Below are 26,305 nucleotides of genomic sequence, written 5' to 3' on the forward strand. Positions count from 1 at the left end.
GTTATTTTTTCTGCTTCCGAACTTATCTGTTCATCTATATTCTCTATAGGTCGAGCCAAGATTGCGTTAAAAAAACTGGTACTTTTCGCCCGGGAGATAATAAATTCAGCTGCATACGTTGGATCAACTTGCTTCAAGCAACCCGCTTTAATTTCTATCGCCAGTGAACTTGCGAGCTTAGATACCCCTTTATGAGGACCATATACTAAGAACGCCTCCCCAACCTCATCAAAGTACCCCGAATAATAAATAGCATTCCTAAGTAAGTTAACATACCAAGGATCCGTTATGAACGTTAGATATTCAGTCACTTTCGCGTTGATGAATTCATCCAACGTTTGATCTTCGGCCCGTGGCTCAAACATCTTTTCAATTTGCTTTTCGCACTCACTACTCAAAATCGCAACAAACAACTTTTCTTTCGTTTTATACCTAGAATAGATGGTTGGTTTGCTCACTTTCGCTTCTTTTGCAATATCATCCACAGAAACTCTATCCAGTCCATTTTCTATAAAAAGCCGAGTTGCTGCGTCTTTGATAGCTTTATCTTTCTTTTCTGCTCGAGTACTCAAATATTTTCTTCTCTTGGTGGTGTGAGCTGTTGCTCGTTAAAGTCGATCTGGCTCTCTGTATCTTGTGCTTTTTCTTTGCGTGTTAAGATTTCATACAAGACGGGGATCACGAATAAGGTTAATGGGGTCCCTATCCCTAAACCAAACGCAATTGCAGTTGCCATGGAGAAGAAGAGTACATCATTTGCGACGATAAGCGGTAGCAATCCAACTATAGTCGTTATTGAAGTAATCAAAATAGGCCTCATTCTGACGCTTGATGCCTCTACCAGAGCATCTCTGAACGAAATGTCACTGCGTTTACGCTCTATATCAGCTCGGTCAATCAATACAATTGCATTGTTGATGATTATGCCGGCCAATGCCAACAAACCTAAAATAACAATAAAACCGAACTCTCCACCCATCATTTTCAAACCGCTGCCAGCGCCGAATACAACCAAAGGTATTGTCAGCAATATAACAAAGGGTCGTCTGAATCCACCAAATTGAGAAATTAAAATCAACACTATGATACACAAAGCCAATGGAAAATTAGCAGCCAAAGCCGCTTTCCCTTTCTTAGAGTCAGCAATGATCCCATCAAACTCAATCGAGTAGCCCTCTGGTAAATGCTTGTTTAACTCAGTGATCTGTTTTTGCATCTTCGGTGCGAGATCTTCTGGAGAGTATTTCAGGTTTCTCCCTTCAATTGTGACTGTAGGTACACCATCTTCTTTTTCAATCACGGGAAATCCTGTCTCGTAATTTATATTAATAAGTTGCTCCAGCGGTATAGGCTCCCCTGAAATGGGCGAAATAATGGTTTCCGCTTTTAAAGCCACTACATCTAAGTGTTCTGCACCTCGAAGAACCACAGGAACATTATCATCATCCTGCCTAGATACAGAAACAACCGTACCATTCAAAAACTGAGAAATAGTTGTCAGTACTTGAGCTTCGGAAATACCAGCTTGCTCGGCGAGTATTTTGTTAACACTGATATTCGCTCTCGTCGATAAATTGAACCAGTTTGACCAAATATGGATCATATCTGGGTACCCTTCAAATAGCTTTATCACTTGCTGCGAACCATTAAATACCTGAGCATAGTCCGGCCCTTTGTATTGCACTTGCAGCACGGTGGGATCCGAAGGTCCAGTAAACATACCTGACACTCTAAACTTTACATCAGGCAGTAAGATCCCTGCCACTTTTCTCAACTGTGTCAACGTCTCATCTACCGCTTCGCGTGACTTAACATCAATCAATAAAAAACCAACATTACTAGCAGGGTCTAAAGGCGCGAGAGAAAATATAAACCTAGGTCCTCCAAATCCAATATACGCCATCACATGATTAACGTGAGGAAACGCACCTTCATCACCTAATGCTTCTGTTAACTCTGTGATTGCGGCTTCAGTGACTAAGGTAGAGCTGCCAGCAGGTGTATTAACATAAGCCAATAGCTGATGGCGATCACTTGATGGGAAAAACTGTTTAGGTGTCGATGCGATTAGTTTTATACCTACGGCAAACAATGCGATAGCGCCGAAGATTACCCATTTTTTATGGTTTAGCGCGTAGACCAGTGTAGCTCGATACTTTATTTCTAATTTAGTAAAGACGGCGGTAATTGCCGTTTCCTTTGTCGGTTTATTGGAGACAAACAAATAGCACATAGTCGGTGTCACTGTCATGGCCAAAAGCCAGGAAATCCCCAAAGAAATCAATACAACAAGCGAGATATTACGTGTGAACTCGCCAGCACCATGTTCTGCCATCATCAAAGGAATAAACACAATCACAGTGGTAGCTGTGGAAGAAAGTAACGGCAGAGCAAGCTCTTTCCCAACTTCAGCAAGTGCTCGATATTTATCTTTATGTTCTTCATAGCGCCGTTTAAATTGCTCGGCAACGACAATCCCATTGTCGACCAGTAATCCAAGAGCAATCACCAAAGTCGCAAGGCTCATACGTTCCAACTGCATTTCAAACATTCCCATCACAGCAAGTGTCGCAAGCATTACACATGGAACGATAGCACCAACAATTAACCCCATTCGCACACCTAAAAACAGCATTACTACGGCAAGAACAATAAATAGGGTTTGCAAAACGTTTATAGATACCCCATACACCGCTTTTTCAACTTCGATGCTTTGCTTGGATACGATGTTAAGTGCGATTTCTGGTGATAAATTTTTGCGAATATCACTTAATGCTTCATCAAGACGTCTTGTATAGTTAATGACACTCTGTTCAGGCTGCATAACAACAGACAGTACGACGGCTCGTGAGCCGTCAAAGAAAGCGGCTTGCTGATAAGGACTTTTTGTGGTTTTTGTAACAGTAGCAACATCACCTAATGTAATAATACCATGTGGCGTTGTATTACTTTTATCGCGAATCAAAATGGGTAATCGCAGTAACTTGTCTTCCGTGTCTAAGCCCAGGTTCGCACTGACGAGAATCGAGTATTCGTTAGTATTAACAGCGCCAATGGCTTCATAATTATTGTTCTTTCTGATAATTTGCGAGACGACCCCTTTGGTCAATCCAAATGCCTCTAGGGCAGCATCGTTAAAATCAATGTAAAAAACCTCTTCGGGACTACCATGTAAACCAACGCGACGAGTACCTTCAATGAACACGAGCCTATCTCTGATACTTTGTGCAACATCATATATATCGTCTAGTGCCATTGATTTTGATGTCAGCGCAAAGGTCATCACCGCAACATCACCAAAGTCATCATTAACGATTGGTTTATGTGCACCTTGTGGTAGGCTGCGACTCGCAAACTCTACCGCTTCAGCCAGTTCATCCCATATTTGATCGAGTTTGCTATATTTATCTTCAACCTTGGCGTGAATAATCGACAGGCCATCCATCGATGAAGATCTCACTTCATCTAGCTCAGGTAACGTGACAATTGCAGCTTCTAGTGGTCTGGTTACTAGCCTTTCTACATCTTCCGCTTTCATATTTGGGAAACTTGTCGAGATCACCGCTTCTCTGATTATCACCTCAGGATCTTCTCTAGCAGGTAAACTAAAGAAGCTAAAAATACCAAAACACATTGCTAATAACACAGAAGTAAGTATCAAAGAACGTTGCTTATAAGCGAATACTGAAATGGACATAATTTAAGTCTCTCTTACGCTATGAATTGACTAATTCGACAACTTGCCCGTTCGCAAGTCCCTGCCCACCATGCATGACAATATTGCTATTTTCATCTAAGTCACCGCTAACAAATACCCGACCACTGCGGATCCGCTCGATAAGTACAACCTTCTTAAATACTGTTTGTGTTTTTGGATCTAGAAGCCAAACAAAATGATTATTGCGGGTATCGCGATAGAGTGCAGCAATGGGTATCGAATAGTTATTTCTAGCGTTTCTTATACTGAACGACACATTGACTGGCGCGCCTGGAACAACAAGATCCGTGAACTTATTATCCAATATGATAAGCGCCTCAATTAAGCCATTAGCACTGGCTTGACGATTGATACTCTTAATAACACCTGAGAGTAGGTTTTTCTCTAAGGTATACATAGATACCTGCTGACCTACCTTAATTTGATTAACGTGTTGATATGGGATCCGCGTTAGTACTTCCAATGTAGTATTGTCCGATTTCACAGACAAAACGGCTTGATTAGCTGAAACATGCTGGTTTTTTTGAGCGAACTTTCCTGTCACACTACCGTCGAAAGGCGCAATGATCTGCGTATCGGCCAAGCCTTTTTTAGCCGTATCTCGCTTAGCCTCCAGCAAGTTAACTTGGGCAAATGCACTATCAACCTTCAACTTCCAAAGGTCAACTTCGGTATCCGAAACCAAAGAGCGCTTGCTCAGCGCTTTTCTACGCTCGAATTCAATCTTTGCATTTTCTAAATCGTATCTCGCCTGATTTAGACTCGCTTCGGCTTCTTTAAGAGCAAGTTTAGACGTAACAGAGTCTAGTCGAGAAAGCACATCACCTTTTTCAAAGCTATCTCCGATGTCCAAGTCTAACGATACGATTTTCCCTCTTCCTTCAAAGCTCAGCTCACCACGATCATGAGCTCGAACATACCCAAGATACGATTGCTCAATATAATCTTTGCCACGGTCAACTCGCGTAATACTCACCTGCGGCTTTTTCTCAGTATTTTCCTTACTTGGTGCTGCACTTCCGCATCCTAGTGTCTGTAGAGTTAAAAAACCAGCTAAAACACAACTACTTATTCTAAATAAATACATAATCCATACCTCACCCTCGTAAGCAAATTCCCTATCGCAAATTGTGGGAAGATTTGCTGTAGCGACACGACTCAAATTTAACGAACACAAACTATACTATACGGTTTAGTTTAATTTGCAAATAGAACGTTTTTAAATTTTGTACAGGCAAATGAGCAAACTTTGATCATCTCTTTTTCGTCACTCGCAATTCTTATCTATTTAGTGTAAAACGGGGTTCTACTGATTTGCGCGCATGACACAGGATCCTAAGTGGCATTACCGAACAAAGTGAAGACGCTTCTTGATGAAGCACAAGAACTTACCGATTACCGTGATTGTCTTGCTTTTTTCTACAAATGGTTAAGCAATCAATTTGCCAAGCAACCCGTTAGAAATTTAATTAACTCTCGAGCCGAATTTATCGACCGGTTGTTGATTAAACTGTTTAATGAAACCGGATTGGCGCACCAACCAGACTTATCTCTCATCGCCGTAGGTGGTTATGGCCGCGGTGAATTGCATCCTTTCTCTGATATCGACTTTCTGGTGCTGACCAAATCGCCTCCCTGTGAAGAAGTAACCAGCTGTTTGGAGCGTTTTGTCACTTATCTATGGGATTTAGGTCTAGATATTGGTCATAGCGTAAGAACTCATGAACAAGTCCTAGAACAAAAACAAAATGACGTTCACTTTGCCACAAGTCTGCTAGAAAGCCGCCTAATTTGTGGTAACCACATTGAGTATGAACACCTCAAACGACATATCGTTGAAACCCCAATTTGGCAATCTAGTGACTTTTTTATCGCCAAGGTCAACGAGCAGAATATTCGCCATAAAAAATGCCACGGTACCGCCTATAACCTTGAGCCTAATATTAAAGAAAACCCCGGTGGCCTTCGCGATCTGCAAACCATTTTTTGGGTCGCTAAAAAGCACTTTCGCGCTGAAACTTTGGAAGAGTTGATCAATCACGGATACTTGACCCATGAAGAATATCAAGAGCTGTTAGAGTGCATAGAAAACCTGTGGAACATTCGCTTTGCGCTACACCTGGCTGCTGGTCGCAGTGAGAACCGTTTACTGTTTGACCATCAACCACATGCCGCTGAGCTCCTCGGTTTTGGCTCTGAGGGTAAAGCCTCGGTCGAGCGCATGATGAAACGCTTATTTAGGATCATGAGCCGAGTGCGCGAAATGAACCAGATGCTACTCTCCTATTTCGAACAAAGCATTCTTCCCGAGCAGTTGGAACAAGAAGCCGTGCCACTCGACAGAAACTTTGAGCGTATTGGCAATAAAATTCGCGTTAAAAATCCTTCGGTCTTTTTTCGTCGAGAGAATTTGTTTGTCCTCTTTGAGCATATTGCGGACAACCCTAAAATCACTCACATTGACCCAAGTACCATCCGTACCATGCGACAAGTAAGACGCCGTTTATTAGGTGATCTACAAGATTACGCAGGCTGTCGTGATGCTTTTTTAAGGTTATTGAAACACCCCAACGGCATGGGCCGAGCGTTTACTCTGATGCACAAACACGGGATCATCGCCGCCTACTTACCGCAGTGGCGTAATATTTTTGGCCAAATGCAGTTCGACCTATTTCACGCGTATACAGTGGATGAACATACCCATAAGCTCATCAATAACATCTACCGCTATTTCGATAAAGAGCATATTAGCGAGTTCCCTATTTGTTCTGAGATTGTTGCCCGCATGGACAAGCCAGAACTACTTTACTTAGCTGGGATCTTTCACGATATTGCCAAAGGTCGAGGTGGCGACCATTCCGAGCTTGGCGCAGTTGACGCCATGGCATTTACCAAAATGCACGGCTTTACGTCGTCGGATGCGAAGCTTGTCGCATGGCTGGTGCAAAATCACCTACTGATGTCTGTCACAGCCCAGCGTAAAGATATTAACGACCCCGATGTTATTGCTGAATTTGCACAAAAAGTGAAAAACGAGCGTCAGCTAGATTATCTCTATTGCTTAACGGTTGCCGACATTCGTGCAACCAACGACAACCTCTGGAACGACTGGAAAAACACCCTCTTACGCGAACTGTATTTGCATACTCAGCGGGCACTACGCTTGGGCCTTGAAAATCCAATGGATATGCGCGATCAGATCCGTGATAAGAAACGCCAAGCCAAGCAACGGCTGATTAATTTAGGTTACTTCGAAGAGTACATTGACCTTATTTGGTCACGCTTTAAGGCTAACTATTTTACTGCTTTTAGCGAACAGCAGATCTCTTGGCATACTGAGCATCTATTAAAGTCTGATGACTTAAGTCAGCCAAGTGTGATCGTCTCTGACAAGCCTATGCATGGCGGGACGCAAGTATTCGTATACAGTCCTTATGAATCGGCGCTATTCGCCAAACTAGTCAGCGTAATTGGTTCTAAAAAAGCACAGATCCAGCATGCTCAGGTCATGACCACAAAAGATGGCTATGTTGTCTTTAGTTTTGTTATCCTAGAAGTGAATGGCGATCCGCTCAGCACCAGTCGTGCAGCGGGGATCAGAAGAGGTTTAGAGACGCTCCTAAAAGATCCAAAAAAGAAAATCAGAGTAAAAAAGAATCGCTCACAGAAGTTTAAAGATTTTAATATTAGGCCAAAAATTATCTTACGCCCTCATGCTAGAGCAAACCGTAGCCTTATTGAAATTCAGGCCATTGATATTCCGGGGTTGCTGACTAAAATTGCTGAGGTATTTCAGGCCTATTCACTACATATTCATGCCGCGCGCATTACAACCGTCGGCGAACGCGCAGAAGACTTTTTCGTCGTCTCAAACAAAGATTACAAGGCACTAGATGAAGTCCAAAAAGCCGAGCTTCACCGTGCTCTACTCAAGAAATTAAATGCTGAAACAGATTAACGAGGAATTTATGTCTGATTTAAAAACGACTATTGAAACCGCATGGGAAAACCGCGATACCATCACCCCAACCACGGTATCAGACGAAGTAAAACAAGCGATTGTCAACGCGTTAGAAATGCTAGATTCAGGTGCGGCGCGTGTTGCGGAAAAAATTAGCGGTGAGTGGGTTGTACATCAATGGTTGAAAAAGGCGGTGCTGCTGTCTTTTAGAATTCGTGACAACCAACCAATGAGCGATGGCGTTAACCAGTTTTATGACAAAGTACCATTAAAATTCTCAGACTACACGCCAGAGCAGTTCCAACAAGGTGGTATGCGCGTGGTACCAAACGCGGTAGCACGTCAGGGCAGCTTTGTCGGTAAGAACGTGGTACTTATGCCGTCCTACGTTAATATTGGTGCATATGTTGATGAAGGCACTATGGTAGACACCTGGGCAACCGTAGGCTCTTGTGCACAGATCGGTAAAAACGTACACCTATCTGGCGGTGTGGGCATTGGTGGCGTATTAGAGCCGTTACAAGCCAATCCAACGATTATTGAAGATAACTGTTTTATCGGTGCGCGTTCTGAAATCGTCGAAGGTGTGATTGTTGAAGAAGGTGCGGTCATCTCCATGGGTGTTTATATTTCACAAAGCACTCGTATTTATGACCGTGAGACTGGTGAAATCCATTATGGTCGTGTGCCAGCCGGTGCTGTGGTAGTGCCAGGTTCACTCCCAAGTAAAGATGGATCTCATAGCCTGTATGCAGCAATTATTGTGAAAAAAGTAGATCAGCAAACTCGCGAAAAAGTTGGGATCAATGCACTACTTCGCTCACTAGACGACTAATTGTCACGACAGTTTCGAAAAGGGAGCTTTCTGCTCCCTTTTTCATGTGTTACCAGCGGTAGTCCAATGACACTAGAATGTTTCTTGGTCTTCCTGGAAAGTACCTTTCACCACTAAATGAAGTGTAATCGGCACGCTCAGCGTAGCGTTCGTCGGTTAGATTTTTCACTCTCATCGTCAACGCCAAATGCGGATTTACCTGCCACTTTCCTCGTAAGCTCAGTACATCGTGACCAGAATAACGATGAAGATTTTCGGGGTCAGTAAAATACTCTCCTACATGATGCCAAGCTAAAGACCAACTGAGGTTATCTAGTGCTTGCCAGTATAATTGGGCGTTAAAGATGTTCCTTGGTGCTGAATCTAGATCGTTGCCATTAATATTGATACCACTAAGAATATTATCTTGTTCATAGGTATGCTTAGCATGGGTTGCGGCGAGATCTAGTTGCCAATGTGCTGAGAATGAATAACTCAGCTCCAACTCCACACCTCGGTGCCTTGAGCGACCATCGTTGATATAGAAAAAGTCACTATCTCGGAAGATCAAATTTTCTTTTTTCATATCATAAATCGCGATCTGATAACCAAGACTATCTGCTCTCCCCTTTAGTCCAAGCTCGATATTATCCGCCTTTTCCTCCTCTAGCGAGGCTTTTAACTGCGCTCGCTGCAATTGGTAAAGCTCAGCAGTTTGTGGCGCACGATAACCTTGAGACACGTTAGCATAGGCAATATGTCGCTCAGTGAACGCATAGCTTAGGCCAAATTTTGGTGAAAAATAAGCAAAGCTATCTTTGCCACTGGCTGGGCGACTATAACGACATCCTCCCATTGCACATACTGAGCCATCTTCTTTAGTACGCCCAGTAGGCAAAAAGTTGCGATAATCGTATCTCATTGACTCAAAACGAGCGCCCAGTTCAACTAACCAGTTACCTTGTCGCCAACTGAGATTTGCAAAAGGCGCGAGTTGCATCGCATCTACTTCATAGTCGTAATGCTTTCCTGTGGGAATAGTTGAACGCAAAAATGCAGAGCCTTCAGTCGGCGTAGGCTGATACTGCAACATCTCGCCTTGGGTATACTCCGTATCCACTCCCCAATCTAGTTGTATTGAGTCACCTAATTCAGTGTGTATAAGCGTTTGCAGCCCCACACCAGTTTGACCATTTTCTTCAAACGGCTTACCCGGCAAGAAATGCTTAACAAATTCCATCTCTTGCCAGCGAACATAAGGTTTTATCAGCACAGTGTTGCTATCGTCAAAGTACCCGGTTATTTCTGTCCAAGCTCTAAATGACTCCGCCTTTCTAAATGCTTCAGGGTTTTCGTTTTGCTTCGCCAATTGCTTATTTTTATAACTATCCACTCCTGTTACATAACCCGCAGTTTGCTGATCTAAGTGGGTGTATGTCATTCCAGATACGACACCAATCTTCTCGCCTTCATATTGGTGTTTGACGCTCAACTTTTGTTGCTCAACGCTTTCATCGTCACGATAACCCGTATCTTTTGTAAGGGTGAACGCGGCGCCCAAGCCAAGGGCATTATCGCCAGCTTGTATCCGAGTTCGGCTATAACCATAGGAGCCGATATCTAGTGCAACCCTAGGTGCTTTTTGAATATTATTTGAAGTGATCACATTAACCACTCCGTGCACCGCATTAGAGCCATACAACACGCTATTTGGCCCTTTTAGCACTTCAATACGCTCTGCCGCTTCATAGTGCGATTCAAATAGTTCATTGATATTACAAAAACCTGCGGCTCTGAGTGCAATACCATCTTCAGCCATTAAAATGCCGCCACATGCGCCTGCACCAGATAGCACTTGTGAGCGCAATGCAGGTAGATACTCTTGACCATTACCATGTTGTATATTTGCACCAGCAACAAGCCTCAACGCTTTTTCGATATGCGTGACGCCTATGTCATCTAACTGAGCTTCCGTGAGCAAAGAGAGGCTTACAGGGCGCTCTCCTACCGTCTCAGCTAACCTGGATGCCGTAGTAGTGATGATTTCAAATTCGTTGTTCTCTGTCGCTTCGCTAAGTTGTGGTGCAAGGGCACAACTTGCAAAGACCAACACCATTTTTTTCATTTTGATACCTATTGTATTAGGGCCTGTTGATCTTTGCTGTTTGATTTTTGTTCTCCTGAGTGTATTTTGGTCGCGACGCTCGACTTGCCGCCTAGTAATCTAGGCAAAAGTTGAGCAACAATGAACAAAGCCCACTCAGGTGAACCCAAAGGGCAGCGCTTGATTAGCATTTCTACTGTGTTCTCGCCTGACTCACATAGAATAACTATGCTACGCAGGCTCTGCCTTGTACAAATACCAATCAAACTGCTGCAAAAACAAACTTGAAAGGTAAACAGGCCCTAACTCGATTACAAGGCAAAAAGAAAGGGCTACACAGCCCTTTCGTTTTCTTTACCACTAAGCGTTATGCCTGTCTTGCCTCTAACATCAAACGCTTCATATCTCGTACAGCCTTTTCCAGTCCATCAATTGCCGCTCGAGCAACAATAGCATGACCGATGTTAAGTTCGTAGATTTCTGGCATTTGTGCAATCGGTTTAACATTATGATAATGCAAACCATGGCCTGCATTGACAATAAGACCTAAGCCATGAGCATACTTAACGCCTTCACGAATGCGTTCAAGTTCAGCGCTCATTTCGGTGTCGCTCTCAGCATCCGCATAAGCACCAGTGTGGATCTCAATGTAAGGCGCACCGGTTTGCTTTGCAGCATCTAGCTGCTTTTTGTCCGCGTCGATGAACAAGCTTACTTTGATACCTGCATCAGCTAGACGCTGAGTTGCCGCTGTGATCCTATCTAGATTACCCGCAACGTCTAAGCCACCTTCCGTCGTTAACTCTTCGCGTTTTTCTGGCACTAAGCAAACATATTCTGGTTTTACTTCGCAAGCGATGTCGAGCATTTCATCAGTTACTGCGATTTCTAGATTCATACGTGTTTGGATGGTTTTTGCCATCACGTAAACATCACGATCTTGAATATGGCGACGGTCTTCACGTAGGTGAATAGTAATGCCGTCAGCACCTGCGTGCTCAGCTACTGCTGCTGCATGTGCAGGATCTGGATAGCTAGTGCCACGCGCCTGACGAAGTGTTGCAATATGGTCTACGTTGACGCCGAGTAAAATATCTTTCATCGTTTATCCCTTGATAATATGACGTAGCAAGTGGTTAATCCACTTATTACTGCGATACCAATTTTTCGATTTATAATTTTGATCAAATTGGTATTATTTCTTTGAAACAAATAGTTCTCTACTTTTCAGCCCTTGCTTACCAACTAGCGGTGCCATTAACCTTCGTGTTAATTGCTTAGCCGCCCTCCTCACCGCAAGGTCTTGGAAATCTTGATTGGCAATAGCCAACAACATACTGCCCGGTATCGTATCAGGTTCACGACCGACTGCAATAAAACCATACTCAGATATATACTTATACGCGGTTTTTGGCTTCACTGGATTACCTTCTGCGTCAAACTCCAGTTCCACACCAAACCCAAGTTCACCCAATAATTGCAACTCAAAGCTGCGTAAGATAGGCTCGACATCTTCATCTTGGGCCAAACGCATTAAATGTAACTGATAGAGCGCAAAGATCTGCTCTAGCGGTTCGTTAGTTGGTACTACGCGTTGCGTTAGCTCATTGAGATACAAGCCACAATATAACTGCCGCCCAACGAGTTGGACTTGGTTGTCCGTGGGTTCAAAACGATTTACGTATTTAAAGTCGTATCTGCCTGCATATTGCAGTAAAAGTAATGAAAATGGCCGCAACTGGGCATTATGTTTGAGGGATTGCTTGCCCTTTACTCGGGCAAGCATTTTGAGTTGTCCAACGCCTTCGACCAGTACGTCAAGCAGTACCTGAGAATCGCTGTAAGGTCTGCGATGTAACAGATAGGCTCGTCGAAAGTCGCTATCCAATCAATCTTCTCCGTACCCTAAGCTACGAAGAGCACGTTCGTCATCAGCCCAGCCAGATTTCACTTTAACCCAGCATTCGAGATAGACTTTGTTGTCTAGCATGTTTTCAAGATCTTTACGCGCTTCGCGGCCGATCACTTTAAGCTTTTCGCCTCTGTTGCCGATCACCATGCGTTTTTGCGATTCGCGCTCAACAAGGATCAACGCGTTGATCTGCCAAACGCCGTTGTCTTGCCACTTAAACTGCTCGATCTCAACCGTCACCGAGTACGGTAGTTCATCGCCCATAAAGCGCATCAGTTTCTCACGCACGATCTCTGCCGCCATAAAACGCATTGAGCGATCGGTAACGTAATCTTCAGGGAAATAGAATTCACATGCAGGTAAACGCTTGTGCACTTCTTCTCTGATCATATCAACGTTCTTACCTTGCTTCGCAGAGATAGGTACGATCCCGATAAAATCCCCCTGCTCACTCAACCACTGAATATGCGGCATCAACAAGTCTTTATCTTTTACCTGATCGGTTTTATTCATCACCACCAAGATAGGACGGCCGCTGTCTTTAACTTTAGCCAGTACCATTTCGTCATCAGGCGTCCAATGCGTCCCTTCTACAACGAAAATAACCAATTCAACGTCGCCGATTGAGCTTGATGCTGCTCGGTTCATTAACCGGTTAATTGCACGCTTTTCTTCAATATGAAGTCCTGGCGTATCAACGTACACCGCTTGATAGTTACCCTCTGTATGGATCCCCATGATGCGGTGACGAGTAGTTTGTGGTTTACGCGAGGTAATACTTACCTTTTGCTCAACCAATTTATTTAATAGTGTCGATTTCCCTACGTTAGGTCTACCGACAATGGCAATCATGCCGCAATGTGTATCAAGCGTCATTCTTTAATATCTTAAGCGCTTTTTCGGCAGCTTTTTGCTCAGCTTTACGTCGCGAGCTGCCTACTGAAATTATACTTTCCATCCCTTCCACTATACATTCGACCGTGAATGTTTGGTTGTGAGCTTGCCCTTTGGTATCTATTACAGTGTAGCCCGGTAAAGGTAATTTTCGAGCTTGTAGATACTCCTGCAGCAGCGTCTTCGGGTCTTTTTGATTATGACCAGGTGAAATCGCAGTTAAGCGTGATTCGTACCAACTTAGTACCAAATCTCTGCACACGTCGATGTCAGAGTCTAAGAAAACGGCACCAATTATGGCTTCTACTGCATCTGCGAGCGTTGACTCACGGCGAAAACCGCCGCTCTTTAGCTCACCTGGACCTAGGCGCAGATAATCACCCAGCGCGAATTCCACACCGAATTCCGCCAGCGTTTGACCACGCACTAACGTTGAGCGCATGCGGCTTAAATCACCTTCACGCGCTTTTGGAAACTTGTGATACAAAGCATTTGCAATCACAAAGCTTAAAATAGAGTCGCCCAAAAATTCGAGACGCTCGTTGTGCTGGCCTTTGTGACTGCGATGCGTCAAAGCCTGCTCAAGCAGCGCCTTATCAGAGAAGTTGTACCCTATTTTATTATAAAGTTCTTCTACGTTTCTTTTCATTTTTACTGAATACTACCTAGGCGTTCAAAACGAACACCAGTTGGAACCCACCCTGGCAAAATGCTGTCTGGGCCATTATCAAAATCAAAACTTAACCAAATAAATACCGCTCTTCCAACCAAGTTTTCATCAGGTACAAAACCCCACATACGGCTATCTTGGCTGTTATTACGGTTATCACCCATCGCAAAATAACTTCCCTCTGGTACAACCCACTCATCGCGGCGAGTACCTGGTTGTTGATAGTAGCGATCTGTTAACTCTAACACTTCAGGATTAATTAAAATATCATGTTCTACATTTGGCAAATGCTCTGTTAGACGCACTAACTGCATTGGGCCTTGCGTAAATTCGTTACGATTTACAATGTCTACATCAATCTTGTTATATTCGCCACACGTTAAGCCATTCGCTTCGCTCTGCCCGTCTTCACACTTAGGCTTAATGTAAAGCTGACGATTGCGATAAACAATGTGGTCACCCGGTAAACCAACAATACGCTTGATGAAATCAATACGCTCGTCTAGCGGAAACTTGAACACTGCAATATCACCGCGCTCTGGAGTGCCCGTTTCGACGATTTTGCTGCGCCACACAGGGTCTTTAATCCCGTAAGCATATTTTTCCACTAGAATAAAATCGCCATCCAATAAGGTTGGCATCATTGAGCCTGATGGAATTTGAAACGGTTCAAAAATAAACGAACGGAAAATTGTGATTGCGGCAATCATAGGAAAAATAGATTTCGCGTTTTCAACAATGGCAGGTTCAGGTGCTATTTCCGCTATGATGTCGGCATCTAACTGAGTGTCAGACGCACCTTGCGCAATAGCAAGCCTAGCTTGTCTTTTCGGTGCATACACCAAATGATCGATCAACCAAATAAGGCCAGAACCGACCGTGAGTAGCACCAATAAAATTGAAAAATAACCTGCCATTTGTATTTCCTGTTACTTACCTACTTTCAATATTGCTAAGAATGCGTCTTGTGGCACTTCAACGTTACCAAGTTGCTTCATACGCTTCTTACCTTCTTTTTGCTTTTGCAGTAGCTTTTTCTTACGGCTCACGTCACCACCATAACATTTTGCGATTACGTTTTTACGTAACTGCTTAACTGTACTACGCGCAATAACGTGATTACCAATTGCAGCTTGAATAGCAATATCAAACATTTGGCGAGGGATCAATTCTCGCAGCGCTTCAGCTAACTGACGGCCACGTGTTTGTGAACCATCGCGGTGAACAATTATTGCAAGCGCATCAACGCGATCGCCATTGATCAGAATATCAACACGCACCATGTCTGATGCTTCAAAACGCTTGAAGTTGTAGTCAAGTGATGCAAAGCCTCGGCTGGTCGACTTCAGCTTATCAAAGAAGTCCATCACTACTTCTGACATTGGCAATTCATAGGTTAACGCTACTTGCTTACCGTGATAGGTCATCTTGGTTTGCACACCACGTTTTTCAACACACAGCGTAATAACGTTACCTAAATATTCTTGAGGAACGAGAATATTTGCTTCAACAATTGGTTCGCGAATTTCAATAATGTCGTTTACTGGAGGTAAATCCGATGGATTATCGATTTTCACCACACCGTGCTTAGTTTCTACTTCATAGATTACCGTTGGTGCCGTGGTAATAAGATCCATATCATATTCACGTTCAAGGCGTTCTTGAATGATCTCCATATGAAGCATACCAAGGAAGCCACAACGGAAACCAAAACCCAGTGCCGTCGAGTTTTCAGGCTCGAAAAATAATGATGCATCGTTTAGGCTTAATTTATTCAGTGCATCGCGGAAGTTTTCATAATCATCAGATGAAATTGGGAACATACCCGCGTATACCTGAGGTTTTACCTTCTGGAAACCAGGCAAACGGTCTGTTGCAGAATCACGAGCCATAGTAATGGTATCACCAACAGGTGCGCCATGGATGTCTTTGATACCTGCGATAACAAAACCTACTTCACCCGTTTTCAACACTCCGGTATTGGTCTGCTTTGGTGTAAAGATACCAACCTTGTCTACTTGGTGAGCTTGCTCTGTAGACATAATCTTGATCTTCTCACCCGCTCTCAATTCACCGTTTTTAATACGCACCAATGAAACTACGCCTTGGTACGGGTCAAACCATGAATCGATAATCAGTGCTTGTAGTGGCGCATTTGGCTCACCTTCTGGCGGCGGAATATCACGTACGATCACTTCAAGTACTTCATCAATGCCGATACCTGTTTTAGCGCTACAACGCACCGCTTCTAATGCTTCAATACCGACGATATCTTCAATTTCTTCTGCTACGCGAAGCGGATCGGCCTGTGGTAAGTCAATTTTGTTCAAAACTGGAATAACTTCCAAGTCCATCTCAAGTGCTGTGTAACAGTTCGCTAGCGTTTGTGCTTCAACACCTTGACCTGCGTCAACCACTAATAGCGCACCTTCACAAGCGGCAAGAGAGCGCGAAACTTCATAAGTGAAGTCAACGTGTCCTGGAGTGTCGATAAAGTTTAGCTGATACGTTTCGCCATCTTTTGCTTGGTAGTTAAGTGTTACACTCTGTGCTTTGATGGTAATGCCACGCTCACGTTCGATGTCCATCGAATCCAGTACCTGCTGCTGCATTTCGCGGTCTGTTAAACCTCCACAAACTTGGATTAAGCGGTCTGATAGCGTCGATTTTCCATGGTCAATGTGGGCAATAATAGAAAAGTTACGGATATGCTTCATATACTGGATTCAATACTTCTGTTAGTCACAAATAGAGATTAAGGGCTCGATTTTACATTTTATTTAGTACAATCACCATCTATTTGCGTTATTGGTAGGCTAATTGGGTAAATTTTTATCACTTTTACCTGATGTTTGAGCTTATCCCCTTGAACTCTGGCGAAAAATAAACCTAATGCTGCACTCATAAATGCGAAGAGGATCTGTAAAGGTTCATTAAGACCCAGCACGAGGGCTGCGATAAACATGCCGGCAAAAGCAAAAAGTAATGGCATCATGTAAACATAAAACGCATGTTTCACCACATTAGAGTCGTCTAATGCCAACTTAATTTTTTGGCCAATTTCGACAGGTTCCGTCAAATCTACACGGAATTGTTTTTTGTGGGTGCCAAAGAGTTTGGCGAATACTTGGGAGCCGCATTTGCCATTACAGCCTTCACAAGCGAGTTTTGGCTGTGCTTCTAAAAAGACAGTTGCGCCTTTTATAGCGGCAACTGTCAGAGTTTGTTCTATCATAAAGGTCTTTTCACAGACTCAGCGATTGCTTTTGCGGTCATTGCTGGAATATTTCCAACTACAGATACATCAAATGCACCTGTGTTGTGTACGTACACTGTTGTCGCACCTGACGAGAGCGCGCCACTTGGGCGCTGACCCGGTAAAGGACGTTGTACAAATACCGAAATATCAACAAGGCCGTCAGAAAACAAGTAGTAGTCTGCCAGCTCATTGTTTAAATCTAACTTATGTCTGTCGGATTTTAGCAGCTCAAAGCCTTGAGGTAACCAACCAATTTGCCAGTTGTTTTTTGTGCCGTTCTCAAGGGTCTTTAATAACCCTGAAACAGCTTCAGGAAACTGCTTTTGTGACAGTTCTAACAATTGCTCAGCTGGGGCTTCTGTCACGCTGATATGGGTAAGCTGAAGCTGTTCTAGTAACTCGCCTTGTTGATTTACATAAGCGGACTTTAGTAACAGAGATGACTCTGTATCGATCCACAACCAGTAGTTGTACTTAGCGTCGTCCTTTGCTTCTAGTCTGACAAGCTGAGCAGGTCTGTCAACAATTCGACCTTTACCACCTAAGACAAAATCATAGCTTTCTTTGAGGCTGTCGATATTTTTGAATAAAACTTCGGGAATAGGACCTGCTATTGAGTCTGTTTGGATGGTGTAAGGCTCTGACTTTGGCTCAAAATAAGTCACTTTATCACCAACGCGGATCATTTCAAGTCCAGCACCATTGAGCAAACTTAAAAGCTCAAATTCAGTTCCGTTTTGGTTGCCATGAAGCCAACGGTAAGGCTCCATAGATTTTCCTTTCACCACCACAAACGACGCATCAAAATTTCTTTGATGCACCGCCTCGGCCATATCTTTTAGCAGTTGCTTGGCTGATACGCTTTCATTTGCCCACAGCCAACTAGAGAAAAATACACTTACTACAACTAACAGTGCTCTCATTTATTGCTCTTTTTCCTCTTGCTTTTCAGCGGTGTTGTTTTCACCAGATTGCTGCAGCGCATACGCCATGCGAGATTGTCTTTGGTGCTCTAAAACCAATGCACCAATGCGCTGTTGCTGTAACTCTCTAATGCCTTTAGCCGCTGATTCAAGCGCAGGCTCAGTTGATAAGCTCACAGGAGAAACACCTCCGGCAAAAGGAGTAGATTGTAACTGTAACGTCTCACCTGCAGGTATAGTTGCGTCTGTACTTAACGTATTAACACCTAGTACAGCGAATAGCGACACGCTTGCTGCAATAGCTACTTGTGCAAATGGCTTACGCCAAGCGCTTAGCTCAATCACATTGCTCTTAGGCGTCGTTTCTTTCACTTGCTCGGACGGCTCACTATATGTTTGCTCTTGTTCAAGTGCTGCTGCAAAGCTGCTGGTGATATCGATGCAAGGTGTGTCTTGCTTTTGACTACGCATTACATCACCAATCAAGGCATACCGAGCAAACTTTTGTTCGTCTAAACGAACATCAGTTTCAGCGTTGAGTGACAGATCACCGTCAAAGATTTGCGATGTCATTAAATCTTCTGTCACTTGTTTTTCAGCTTGTGCCATATTAAGACTCACCTATTAATGGGTTCAAATTGTTATCTATCGCTTCCCTTGCGCGAAAAATTCTCGAACGAACTGTACCAACCGGACAATCCATAATGACAGCTATTTCTTCGTAGCTCATGCCTTCAATTTCACGCAAAGTAATTGCGGTTTTTAAGTCATCAGGCAAGCGCTCGATAGTTTTGAAAATCACTGCTTTCACTTCGTCGCTTAACAATAGATTTTCCGGTGAAGCATTCGATCTTAATTGGTCTGCACCATCATAAAACTCTGCTTCTTCCGCATCTACGTCGTTTGCTGGCGGCTTTCGACCGAGCGCCACCAAATAATTTTTTGAACAGTTAACCGCGATTCTATACAACCAAGTATAAAATGCGCTCTCGCCCCTAAAGTTAGGTAACGCTCGATAAGCTTTAATGAACGTTTCCTGTGCCACATCTGCCACATCGCCTTGATTCGCTACATAACGAGAAATCAGCGCTGCGACTTTGTTTTGATACTTGGCAACTAACAGGTTGAATGCGTTTTTATCTCCCTGTTGAACGCGTTTAACTATATCTAGATCTAAATCCTGCTCGCTCATTCGAGCCGGTACTCCTCTTTTTGCTTTTCTAAATCGTATCTAGTTGCCATCATTCACAGCTACTCTGACTTAGTACTGAATAAAAAGTTCTGTTTTTTTGTATTTTTTTTTAAAATAAACGAATTCATCCATCTTTGCGTACTATTTCTTGGCTGCTTTTTAGCATTATTCCATTAGCAGTCACACAAAATGTTCTAAATGATTCTCATTAAACGGAACAAACTCTCTGCCTTCTATGATAGCAGATGTGGTATAAATAGCAGAATTAAACGCAAAAACAGTAAAGATCTTCGAATATGAAAAATACGACTCACCACAATACTGATGTAGTCATTATTGGCAGTGGCGCTGCAGGGCTCTCTCTTGCGCTCTCTTTAGCAAACCACTGTAAAGTTACTGTAATAAGCAAAGGAGCATTAAAAGAAGGTTCCACGCTTTATGCTCAAGGTGGCATTGCCGCAGTATTCGATAAGAAAAATGACAGTATTGAATCTCATGTCGAAGACACGCTTGCGGCGGGAGCTGGTTTATGTGACCGCGATGCGGTGCACTATACCGCATCAAATGCAAAAAATTGCTTGAAGTGGCTGATTGAACAAGGCGTACCATTTGATATGGAAGTGGATAGCAAAGGCAAAGAACGTTTTCATTTAACCCGCGAAGGTGGGCATTCACATCGCCGTATATTGCACGCAGCTGATGCAACAGGTAAAGCCGTTCAAACCACATTAATTAGCCAAGTACAGTTACACCCAAAAATTAATATACTAGAGCAATACAATGCTATCGATCTCATTAAAGATAAACATGGTGACTCCGGCGATATTAAAGGTGTTTACGTCTACAATCGCAAAGCAGATAGAGTTGAGAGTATCTCGGCCAAGTTTGTCGCTTTAGCGACTGGCGGCGCAAGTAAAGTTTACTTATATACCTCAAATCCAGATGTTTCTTCTGGTGACGGCATCGCAATGGCGTGGCGCGCGGGTTGCCGGGTAGCAAACATGGAGTTTAACCAATTTCACCCGACCAGCTTATACCATCCTGAGCTACAAAACTTTTTAATAACCGAAGCCATGCGTGGTGAAGGCGCTCTGCTTAAACGTCCTGACGGCACACGTTTTATGCCTGATTTCGATGAGCGCGAAGAGCTCGCCCCTCGCGATGTAGTCGCCCGTGCCATTGACTATGAGATGAAACGATTGGGTGCAAATTGTGTCTATCTGGATATCTCTCATAAAGACAAAGAGTTCATCATTGAGCATTTCCCTACGATTTATGCTAAGTGCTTAAGTGTTGGTTTGGATATCACTAAAGAGCCAATCCCCGTAGTACCGGCGGCGCATTATACTTGCGGTGGTGTGATGACTGACTTTAACGGTCGTACTGACATCGACAATCTATATGCAATCGGCGAAGTGGCTTACACAGGTCTACATGGCGCAAACCGCATGGCGAGTAACTCATTATTAGAATGCATTGTGTTTGCTCACGCTGCCGCAAAAGATATTTTAGCTAAAATTGATAAACGCCCTGAGCCATCTACGTTACCAGATTGGGACGAAAGCCGTGTCAGCGACTCGGATGAAGAAGTTGTGATCACCCACAATTGGCATGAACTTAGATTGTTTATGTGGGATTATGTTGGCATTGTTCGCTCAACTAAACGGTTAGAACGTGCACTACGCCGTGTTGAGTTATTGCAGCAAGAGATCCACGATTATTATGCCAACTTTAGAGTAAGTAACAACCTGCTTGAATTACGTAACTTAGTACAAGTAGCTGAACTTATTATTCGCAGCGCGTTAGAACGTAAAGAAAGTCGCGGACTTCACTACACCATTGACTTCCCAGACATGGCTGAAAACCCCACCCCCACCGTTTTGTCACCGACAAAATAATAATATTTGAATGTAGAGCATGTGCTGATTTTTATCGCCATGCTCTCTTCATGTTTTTAATTCGCTTGAAGTGCAGTGCGACAAAGTAAACGCCAGTCCGCTTCAGGTATTGCCCGCCGAGTCAAAAATATCTGCTGCTTAGCTTGGTTCGAAGCCATGATTTTTAGCGCAATTTGACTGTCAAACCATATGGTGGCACCAATAAGCTGCCCTTTGAAATTTATCGTTTGCGACTGTATTTCAACAAAGTTTTCCTTCGGGAGCATGAGTACAGTACCCGCCCTTGGCGTACGAGATAGAACTGTTCGCCAACTGCAATAACCAGTAACGGCAGACACGATTGCGACTAACCACGACAGCATCGGAAACAGAAGAAAAAGGATAAAAGCGAGACAAGAAAAAAGAACCACAAAGAAGGTGTGGTTCTGAAGATTGTGTTGAAAGTCGATTCTATACGCGGATCCGATCAAGGATTAACTTCACCATACGTTTTAGCTCTGGATCTGGACATTCTTCATGACCCATAAACCAAGCAAATAAATCTGGATCCTCACAGGTAACTAGACGCTGAAACACGTACTTACCTTCGTCGGAAAGCGCGTCATAAGCCTGCTCAACAAACGGCCCCAAAATAACGTCCAGCTCTAACATGCCACGACGGCAAGCCCATTTAACTCGAGCTTTAGGCAGTAACTCAACCATAAACTGATTAACCCCTCATAAACTATTGAGAAAATTATACCCACTGCGCAGGACATATGCCATAAAACTTATAGAAATGGCACATTGAAATCACCCGTCCCTATCTCCACTTATGATTTTACGGTAACATTACGAAAACACTTTAATAGGGATCAACATTATGTCAATTGCTCGTGCTTATTCGCTTCCGTTCAAGGTTATTCGCATTTCAGGACAAGATAAACTTAGCTATTTGCACGGTCAGGTTACTCAAGACATCAACCTTATCAAAGAAGATAATTTTATGTGGTCTGGGCATTGCAGTCCTAAAGGCAAGCTTTGGTCTGTGTCGCGCTTAACTCAATATCAAGGCGACTATTTGATGCTTGCAGGTGTCGCTGAAGCTGAAGCATCAATTCGTGAGCTAAAAAAGTACGGCGTTTTTGCTAAAGTTGATATAGATTTTGCTGACTGCCAAGTCTTTGGCTTAATCACTCAAGACAGTGAAGCGCTTGTCAAAGCTTTTGGTGTTGAGATTTCGTCTGACGCAAGTGCTGTTGATGTTACCAACGGCAAACTGTTAAAACTCACAGACGAGCGCTTTGCTTTCATCGCGTTCGAAGGCGCAAGTTTACCCGCGGACGTAGAACAACAAAGCAATCCAGCTCCCTTTATTGCGGCCAGCATTTTAGCAGGAGAGCCAAGTCTTGATGCTGATCACGTGGATGAATTTGTGCCACAAATGGTTAACCTTCAAGCCCTTAACGGGATCAGCTTTAAGAAAGGTTGCTATACTGGTCAAGAAACCGTAGCTCGAATGCGCTATCTTGGTAAAAACAAGCGTGCTATGTACATAGTGACAGGCAACACCGCAGAGCGCATTGAGGAAGCTGACATTGAACTGCAGATTGAAGACAACTGGCGTCGTGGTGGCAAAGTTATTCAACAAACCTTTGATGCTAACAGCGGCCGTTATTACGCGCTGGCTGTGATGCCAAATGACACACCACAAGACGCGGTGCTAAGAGCAAAAAATTCACCAGAGGTGAGCCTTACTATTCAACCTCTACCTTATTCTTTAGAAGACAACTAACGGGATCTTATATGATTATTGGCCCTAACTCGGTAGTGACAATCCACTACTCAGTTCAAGACAAAGACAACAATACGATTGATAGCACATTTGATGATGAGCCAGTGATAGCGATGCTTGGCTCAGGCTATCTGATCCCAGGTCTTGATGATGCCCTACAAGGCAAACAAGCTGGTGACACTTTCAGCGTGACCATAGAGCCACAAGAAGGCTATGGTGAACGCTTTGACGAACTGACTCAGGCGGTTCCTAAATCTATGTTTGAAGGCATGGAAATCGAGGTGGGTATGCAATTTAGAGCTACCACCGACGAAGGCGACCAAATCGTTGTGATCATCGGTATCGAAGATGAAGAAGTCATTGTTGACGCGAATCACCCGCTTTCTGGGATCACACTGAATTTTGACGTTGAAGTGCTTGAAGTACGTGAAGCGACAGCTGAAGAAGTTGCCCACGGCCATGTTCATGGCGAAGGTGGTTGTGGCCACGACCACTAAGAATTAGTCGAACTACCAATAGAAAGCGCTGATCATTCAGCGCTTTTTTCTTGTTTAAGTTTACTTTCCATAGCCGAAACCAAATTTTCTTGGTCATTGGTGCCTAAACGATATTTAGTTCCGTCCTTCATCACCACTTCAAGCGCCTTAAACCCTGCAACCGTGTATACCCAACCGTCTGTGCTGATCCGCATACCAATGCCATGGCGTAAAGAATTAGTCACAGGTTGAACATAGTCGATATCGTCAAACTTTAAGGTCATTTTGGCAACTGAAGGTCCAAACCACCAGCTTAACGTTTGTCGCTCTTGGTTCACTTGAATAGTTAAGCCATAAAAGATAAAGGCAACAATCGCTAGGATCACCAAAAAGCTAACAAAAGCGAGATTGCTACCTGTTAGAAAAATTGCCAATACGGTAAAACTGGCGATAAAGGCTAGAAACAACCATATAACCCATGCAAATTGTGTATTTTTATACATCGATAGTCTTCTTTAATCAAAGCTGTAAACTAATGTAGCACCAAGCTCGGTGTCTACTTTTTCTTTTTCATCTTCTGGCTGCGAGTTATAACGGTAAATAAACGCAAATTTCAACGCAATACCGCCTATCACTTGTGTTACTAGTGCAGATTCGGCAAACAGTCTCGAGTTTAAACCTGATAGTGAGCGCTCAAAACTGATATCTTGATTAAAGCGGGTGCGCTTTGAAACGTTTCTTTCCCATTGCAATGCCATCCGCAAAAGCTGGCCTTTTTCCGTTCTATCCTCTTCCGCTTCAAGCTCGACTTCATTATCCAGACGGGAGATGGACATACCTGGACCTATGTCAATATCTACCGTGTTCTTTCGTCCTTCGTATACACGGTTGCCATAACCTAGCGCAAATGTCGTGGTGTATTCCTTGCCATTGAATCTATCACGCTCGTAGTCACCATACATAAAGAACGAGGCGTTATCATCCCCTAACTTGTAGTTCCCTTGCGCTGAGCCAAAGTAACGCGACGCTGAGACATCTTCGACATCCGCTTCCGTATCCTGCTCGCGGCGATAAAGGCCATTGAATTTAAATTGATTACGCCACTTGGGGAAATCTTGGTAAAGATTACTTTTAAACTTAAATGACGTATTTTGCGTATTACCTTTGTTGACGATAAAGCCAAATTCAACGTCACCGTAAAGCATTTCACCCTTGTGTTTTTGATGAATTTCATCATCGGGCATTTTGCCATATTCGTGAAAATCTTCGAATGGATCCGTAGCTTGGCTTGGTTGCGAAACCAAGCCAATTGCAAGTAAGGCGAAAGTTCTAAAAAATGGCACTGACAACTACTTTCCGGTTATTGCTTCCAAATGATATGACAAAACGGCGCATCTAAATCTCTGCTAATTAGAATTTTTGCGTACACCTGATCCGAGTCATCAAACTCGATACCAACCAGAACCTGAATGAAGTGTTCCGGTTCCGCTTCTTGTTCATACGCAGTTATGTTCGACCAACTATCATCCGGCTCACTTTCTTCAATGAAGCCACGATCTTCGCGATGTTCGTTGAACATATTAATATCGTGTTCTTCAAGATTATCAGGAGCCAACTCAAGGAAGATATCATATGCTTGGTGAGTGGCTTCTTCGATGCTACAAAGTCTTGCTGTCATGGACGCTAGCCTATTGTTTTAAAGTTGGCGCAATAATAGCAAAATGAGGTAAAACATAAATACATAGTCGCGATAATCAAACAGAAAATAACGCTAAATGACGAACAAATTATCGTTAAAAGTTGAATGTTACGTCGCTTTTAAGTTATTACTCTAAAACTATCGCATAAAACCGCAGGGAGCATCTCATCATGATTTTATTTTCCGAAGCAAACAACATCGCATTTGTGACCTTATCTCGACCAGAAAAACAAAACGCGCTGTCTGTTGAAATGTTTGTTGGTTTAGATAACGCGATAAAGAAAATTAGAAAAAATAAATCAATTAGGGCTGTTGTGATCCAAGGTGAAGGCGCACATTTTTGTGCCGGTCTAGATGTAAAAAGCGTGCTTAACAAACCTTCTGGGATCATCAAGCTACTTAAAAAGTGGTTACCCGGCAATGCTAACTTAGTACAAAGAGTCGTACTTGGCTGGCAAGCTTTGCCTGTTCCTGTTATCGCCAAGATCACGGGCAACTGTTTAGGTGGAGGCTGTCATATTGCATTAGGTGCAGATATTCGTTTAGCCGGCAGCAGTGCGCAGTTTGCCATTATGGAAGCCAAATGGGGACTTTGCCCTGACATGGGCGGCAGCTTGCTTTTGCCTGCCACAATGAACAAGGATAAGGCACTGCTGATGACAATCCATGCACAGCGAATAGACGCCCAGCAAGCACTAAAGGATGGTCTCATTACCGAGCTCTGTGATGATGTTGACGCTAGACTCTCAGAACTACTCAGTCAATTTACCGCTCGCTCGCCAGATGCCATTGCAGCAATAAAAAAAGTGTATAATCGAGCCTACAACCAACCCGCCCGTAAACTGCTATGGTTAGAAACTTGGTCACAAATTAAATTGCTCGCGGCTAAAAATACCAAAATTGCAATGAAAAATGCCTCTCTAGCAGATGAGAATAAAAAGCCATTTTTGCCTCGCATGAAATGGTAACGCTTGATTGAATGCCTATTTGCCCAAAAGTATAATGGCCATC

The 26,305-nt window shown here is 43.4% G+C and carries 25 protein-coding genes; 6 read left to right on the forward strand and 19 right to left on the reverse strand.

Going from position 1 to position 26,305, the window contains the following annotated elements; genetic code table 11:
• The 3 genes from L1D50_RS01175 to L1D50_RS01185 all read right to left on the reverse strand — a co-directional run.
• Positions 1-572 (reverse strand): TetR/AcrR family transcriptional regulator (locus L1D50_RS01175; protein WP_239965344.1); only part of this gene is annotated, 572 nt, incomplete at its 3' end.
• Complete coding sequence (locus tag L1D50_RS01180) at positions 569-3,697, reverse strand: efflux RND transporter permease subunit (RefSeq protein WP_128726453.1); 3,129 nt, start codon at positions 3,695-3,697, stop codon at positions 569-571. The genes L1D50_RS01175 and L1D50_RS01180, both read right to left, overlap by 4 nt.
• Before the next feature lie 19 nt (positions 3,698-3,716).
• Positions 3,717-4,805, reverse strand: coding sequence for an efflux RND transporter periplasmic adaptor subunit (locus L1D50_RS01185; protein WP_239965345.1), 1,089 nt, complete (start codon positions 4,803-4,805; stop codon positions 3,717-3,719).
• A gap of 252 nt (positions 4,806-5,057) precedes the next feature.
• On the opposite strand from L1D50_RS01185, the gene glnD reads away from it, so the two are divergent.
• Both glnD and dapD read left to right on the forward strand, forming a co-directional pair.
• A complete protein-coding gene (glnD, locus tag L1D50_RS01190; protein WP_128726451.1) occupies positions 5,058-7,676 on the forward strand; it encodes a [protein-PII] uridylyltransferase in 2,619 nt (872 codons plus the stop codon).
• Positions 7,677-7,686: 10 nt separating this feature from the next.
• On the forward strand, positions 7,687-8,514 hold the full coding sequence (gene dapD, locus L1D50_RS01195) for a 2,3,4,5-tetrahydropyridine-2,6-dicarboxylate N-succinyltransferase (RefSeq protein WP_010606766.1): 828 nt from the start codon (positions 7,687-7,689) through the stop codon (positions 8,512-8,514).
• Positions 8,515-8,563: 49 nt separating this feature from the next.
• On the opposite strand, the gene L1D50_RS01200 is transcribed toward dapD, so the two are convergent.
• The 11 genes from L1D50_RS01200 to rpoE all read right to left on the reverse strand — a co-directional run bounded on the left by L1D50_RS01200 (position 8,564) and on the right by rpoE (position 19,447).
• Entirely contained in the window at positions 8,564-10,618 is a 2,055-nt protein-coding gene (locus tag L1D50_RS01200) for a TonB-dependent receptor (RefSeq protein ID WP_138523144.1), read from the reverse strand.
• 346 nt (positions 10,619-10,964) lie between these two features.
• Positions 10,965-11,699 (reverse strand): pyridoxine 5'-phosphate synthase, encoded by a 735-nt coding sequence (gene pdxJ, locus L1D50_RS01205; RefSeq protein ID WP_138523147.1) that lies wholly within the window; start codon positions 11,697-11,699, stop codon positions 10,965-10,967.
• Between the two features lie 93 nt (positions 11,700-11,792).
• Positions 11,793-12,485 (reverse strand): DNA repair protein RecO, encoded by a 693-nt coding sequence (gene recO, locus L1D50_RS01210; RefSeq protein WP_128726447.1) that lies wholly within the window; start codon positions 12,483-12,485, stop codon positions 11,793-11,795.
• Complete coding sequence (gene era, locus L1D50_RS01215; protein ID WP_128726446.1) at positions 12,486-13,385, reverse strand: GTPase Era; 900 nt, start codon at positions 13,383-13,385, stop codon at positions 12,486-12,488.
• Positions 13,375-14,052 (reverse strand): ribonuclease III, encoded by a 678-nt coding sequence (gene rnc / locus L1D50_RS01220; RefSeq protein WP_010371291.1) that lies wholly within the window; start codon positions 14,050-14,052, stop codon positions 13,375-13,377. Before rnc ends, era begins: the two co-directional genes overlap by 11 nt.
• 2 nt (positions 14,053-14,054) lie before the next feature.
• A complete protein-coding gene (gene lepB, locus L1D50_RS01225; RefSeq protein ID WP_239965346.1) occupies positions 14,055-14,990 on the reverse strand; it encodes a signal peptidase I in 936 nt (311 codons plus the stop codon).
• 12 nt (positions 14,991-15,002) lie between these two features.
• Complete coding sequence (lepA, locus tag L1D50_RS01230; protein ID WP_128726445.1) at positions 15,003-16,790, reverse strand: translation elongation factor 4; 1,788 nt, start codon at positions 16,788-16,790, stop codon at positions 15,003-15,005.
• Between the two features lie 59 nt (positions 16,791-16,849).
• Positions 16,850-17,308 carry a SoxR reducing system RseC family protein gene (locus L1D50_RS01235; protein ID WP_138523149.1) on the reverse strand — a complete coding sequence of 153 codons (459 nt, stop codon included), beginning with the start codon at positions 17,306-17,308 and terminating at the stop codon, positions 16,850-16,852.
• A complete protein-coding gene (locus L1D50_RS01240) occupies positions 17,305-18,255 on the reverse strand; it encodes a MucB/RseB C-terminal domain-containing protein (RefSeq protein ID WP_128726443.1) in 951 nt (316 codons plus the stop codon). The genes L1D50_RS01235 and L1D50_RS01240 overlap by 4 nt, the downstream gene beginning before the upstream one ends.
• On the reverse strand, positions 18,256-18,864 hold the full coding sequence (locus L1D50_RS01245; RefSeq protein ID WP_128726442.1) for an RseA family anti-sigma factor: 609 nt from the start codon (positions 18,862-18,864) through the stop codon (positions 18,256-18,258).
• 1 nt (position 18,865) lies between these two features.
• Positions 18,866-19,447 carry an RNA polymerase sigma factor RpoE gene (gene rpoE, locus L1D50_RS01250; RefSeq protein ID WP_010371267.1) on the reverse strand — a complete coding sequence of 194 codons (582 nt, stop codon included), beginning with the start codon at positions 19,445-19,447 and terminating at the stop codon, positions 18,866-18,868.
• A gap of 296 nt (positions 19,448-19,743) precedes the next feature.
• On the opposite strand from rpoE, the gene nadB reads away from it, so the two are divergent.
• The gene (nadB, locus tag L1D50_RS01255) at positions 19,744-21,345 is read left to right on the forward strand and encodes an L-aspartate oxidase (RefSeq protein WP_128726441.1); all 1,602 of its coding nucleotides are present in this window, start codon (positions 19,744-19,746) and stop codon (positions 21,343-21,345) included.
• A 56-nt stretch (positions 21,346-21,401) separates the two neighbouring features.
• On the opposite strand, the gene L1D50_RS23515 is transcribed toward nadB, so the two are convergent.
• Positions 21,402-21,755, reverse strand: coding sequence for a protein YgfX (locus tag L1D50_RS23515; RefSeq protein WP_339143360.1), 354 nt, complete (start codon positions 21,753-21,755; stop codon positions 21,402-21,404).
• Positions 21,756-21,795: 40 nt separating this feature from the next.
• Positions 21,796-22,047, reverse strand: coding sequence for a succinate dehydrogenase assembly factor 2 (locus tag L1D50_RS01265; RefSeq protein WP_128726439.1), 252 nt, complete (start codon positions 22,045-22,047; stop codon positions 21,796-21,798).
• A gap of 160 nt (positions 22,048-22,207) precedes the next feature.
• Here L1D50_RS01265 and L1D50_RS01270 point away from each other — a divergent pair, with 160 nt between their 5' ends.
• Both L1D50_RS01270 and L1D50_RS01275 read left to right on the forward strand, forming a co-directional pair.
• Entirely contained in the window at positions 22,208-23,119 is a 912-nt protein-coding gene (locus L1D50_RS01270) for a transcriptional regulator (protein WP_239965347.1), read from the forward strand.
• Between the two features lie 11 nt (positions 23,120-23,130).
• Positions 23,131-23,616 (forward strand): peptidylprolyl isomerase, encoded by a 486-nt coding sequence (locus tag L1D50_RS01275; protein WP_010606755.1) that lies wholly within the window; start codon positions 23,131-23,133, stop codon positions 23,614-23,616.
• Positions 23,617-23,648: 32 nt separating this feature from the next.
• Here the strand turns inward: L1D50_RS01275 and L1D50_RS01280 are convergent, their stop codons facing one another.
• The 3 genes from L1D50_RS01280 to L1D50_RS01290 are packed head-to-tail and all read right to left on the reverse strand — an operon-like array spanning position 23,649 to position 25,273.
• A complete protein-coding gene (locus tag L1D50_RS01280) occupies positions 23,649-24,098 on the reverse strand; it encodes a hypothetical protein (RefSeq protein WP_128726437.1) in 450 nt (149 codons plus the stop codon).
• 12 nt (positions 24,099-24,110) lie between these two features.
• Positions 24,111-24,938 carry a DUF481 domain-containing protein gene (locus L1D50_RS01285; protein WP_128726436.1) on the reverse strand — a complete coding sequence of 276 codons (828 nt, stop codon included), beginning with the start codon at positions 24,936-24,938 and terminating at the stop codon, positions 24,111-24,113.
• 17 nt (positions 24,939-24,955) lie between these two features.
• Positions 24,956-25,273: a DUF440 family protein gene (locus L1D50_RS01290; protein ID WP_128726435.1), complete on the reverse strand. Its 318-nt coding sequence runs from the start codon at positions 25,271-25,273 to the stop codon at positions 24,956-24,958.
• Positions 25,274-25,464: 191 nt separating this feature from the next.
• On the opposite strand from L1D50_RS01290, the gene L1D50_RS01295 reads away from it, so the two are divergent.
• Positions 25,465-26,262 carry a crotonase/enoyl-CoA hydratase family protein gene (locus L1D50_RS01295; protein WP_239965348.1) on the forward strand — a complete coding sequence of 266 codons (798 nt, stop codon included), beginning with the start codon at positions 25,465-25,467 and terminating at the stop codon, positions 26,260-26,262.
• Positions 26,263-26,305: the final 43 nt, after the last annotated feature.

Source organism: Pseudoalteromonas sp. Isolate6 (assembly GCF_022398435.1).
GTDB classification, from domain to species: domain Bacteria; phylum Pseudomonadota; class Gammaproteobacteria; order Enterobacterales; family Alteromonadaceae; genus Pseudoalteromonas; species Pseudoalteromonas galatheae.

What these genes read in the sequence shown, in the direction of transcription:
- L1D50_RS01180 (WP_128726453.1), bottom strand. Translation starts at nt 3,697, where the DNA reads ATGTCCATTTCAGTATTCGCTTATAAGCAACGTTCTTTGATACTTACT.
- L1D50_RS01185 (WP_239965345.1), bottom strand. Translation starts at nt 4,805, where the DNA reads ATGTATTTATTTAGAATAAGTAGTTGTGTTTTAGCTGGTTTTTTAACT.
- dapD (WP_010606766.1), top strand. Translation starts at nt 7,687, where the DNA reads ATGTCTGATTTAAAAACGACTATTGAAACCGCATGGGAAAACCGCGAT.
- L1D50_RS01200 (WP_138523144.1), bottom strand. Translation starts at nt 10,618, where the DNA reads ATGAAAAAAATGGTGTTGGTCTTTGCAAGTTGTGCCCTTGCACCACAA.
- pdxJ (WP_138523147.1), bottom strand. Translation starts at nt 11,699, where the DNA reads ATGAAAGATATTTTACTCGGCGTCAACGTAGACCATATTGCAACACTT.
- era (WP_128726446.1), bottom strand. Translation starts at nt 13,385, where the DNA reads ATGACGCTTGATACACATTGCGGCATGATTGCCATTGTCGGTAGACCT.
- rnc (WP_010371291.1), bottom strand. Translation starts at nt 14,052, where the DNA reads ATGAAAAGAAACGTAGAAGAACTTTATAATAAAATAGGGTACAACTTC.
- lepB (WP_239965346.1), bottom strand. Translation starts at nt 14,990, where the DNA reads ATGGCAGGTTATTTTTCAATTTTATTGGTGCTACTCACGGTCGGTTCT.
- lepA (WP_128726445.1), bottom strand. Translation starts at nt 16,790, where the DNA reads ATGAAGCATATCCGTAACTTTTCTATTATTGCCCACATTGACCATGGA.
- L1D50_RS01235 (WP_138523149.1), bottom strand. Translation starts at nt 17,308, where the DNA reads ATGATAGAACAAACTCTGACAGTTGCCGCTATAAAAGGCGCAACTGTC.
- L1D50_RS01240 (WP_128726443.1), bottom strand. Translation starts at nt 18,255, where the DNA reads ATGAGAGCACTGTTAGTTGTAGTAAGTGTATTTTTCTCTAGTTGGCTG.
- L1D50_RS01245 (WP_128726442.1), bottom strand. Translation starts at nt 18,864, where the DNA reads ATGGCACAAGCTGAAAAACAAGTGACAGAAGATTTAATGACATCGCAA.
- rpoE (WP_010371267.1), bottom strand. Translation starts at nt 19,447, where the DNA reads ATGAGCGAGCAGGATTTAGATCTAGATATAGTTAAACGCGTTCAACAG.
- nadB (WP_128726441.1), top strand. Translation starts at nt 19,744, where the DNA reads ATGAAAAATACGACTCACCACAATACTGATGTAGTCATTATTGGCAGT.
- L1D50_RS01265 (WP_128726439.1), bottom strand. Translation starts at nt 22,047, where the DNA reads ATGGTTGAGTTACTGCCTAAAGCTCGAGTTAAATGGGCTTGCCGTCGT.
- L1D50_RS01270 (WP_239965347.1), top strand. Translation starts at nt 22,208, where the DNA reads ATGTCAATTGCTCGTGCTTATTCGCTTCCGTTCAAGGTTATTCGCATT.
- L1D50_RS01275 (WP_010606755.1), top strand. Translation starts at nt 23,131, where the DNA reads ATGATTATTGGCCCTAACTCGGTAGTGACAATCCACTACTCAGTTCAA.
- L1D50_RS01280 (WP_128726437.1), bottom strand. Translation starts at nt 24,098, where the DNA reads ATGTATAAAAATACACAATTTGCATGGGTTATATGGTTGTTTCTAGCC.
- L1D50_RS01290 (WP_128726435.1), bottom strand. Translation starts at nt 25,273, where the DNA reads ATGACAGCAAGACTTTGTAGCATCGAAGAAGCCACTCACCAAGCATAT.
- L1D50_RS01295 (WP_239965348.1), top strand. Translation starts at nt 25,465, where the DNA reads ATGATTTTATTTTCCGAAGCAAACAACATCGCATTTGTGACCTTATCT.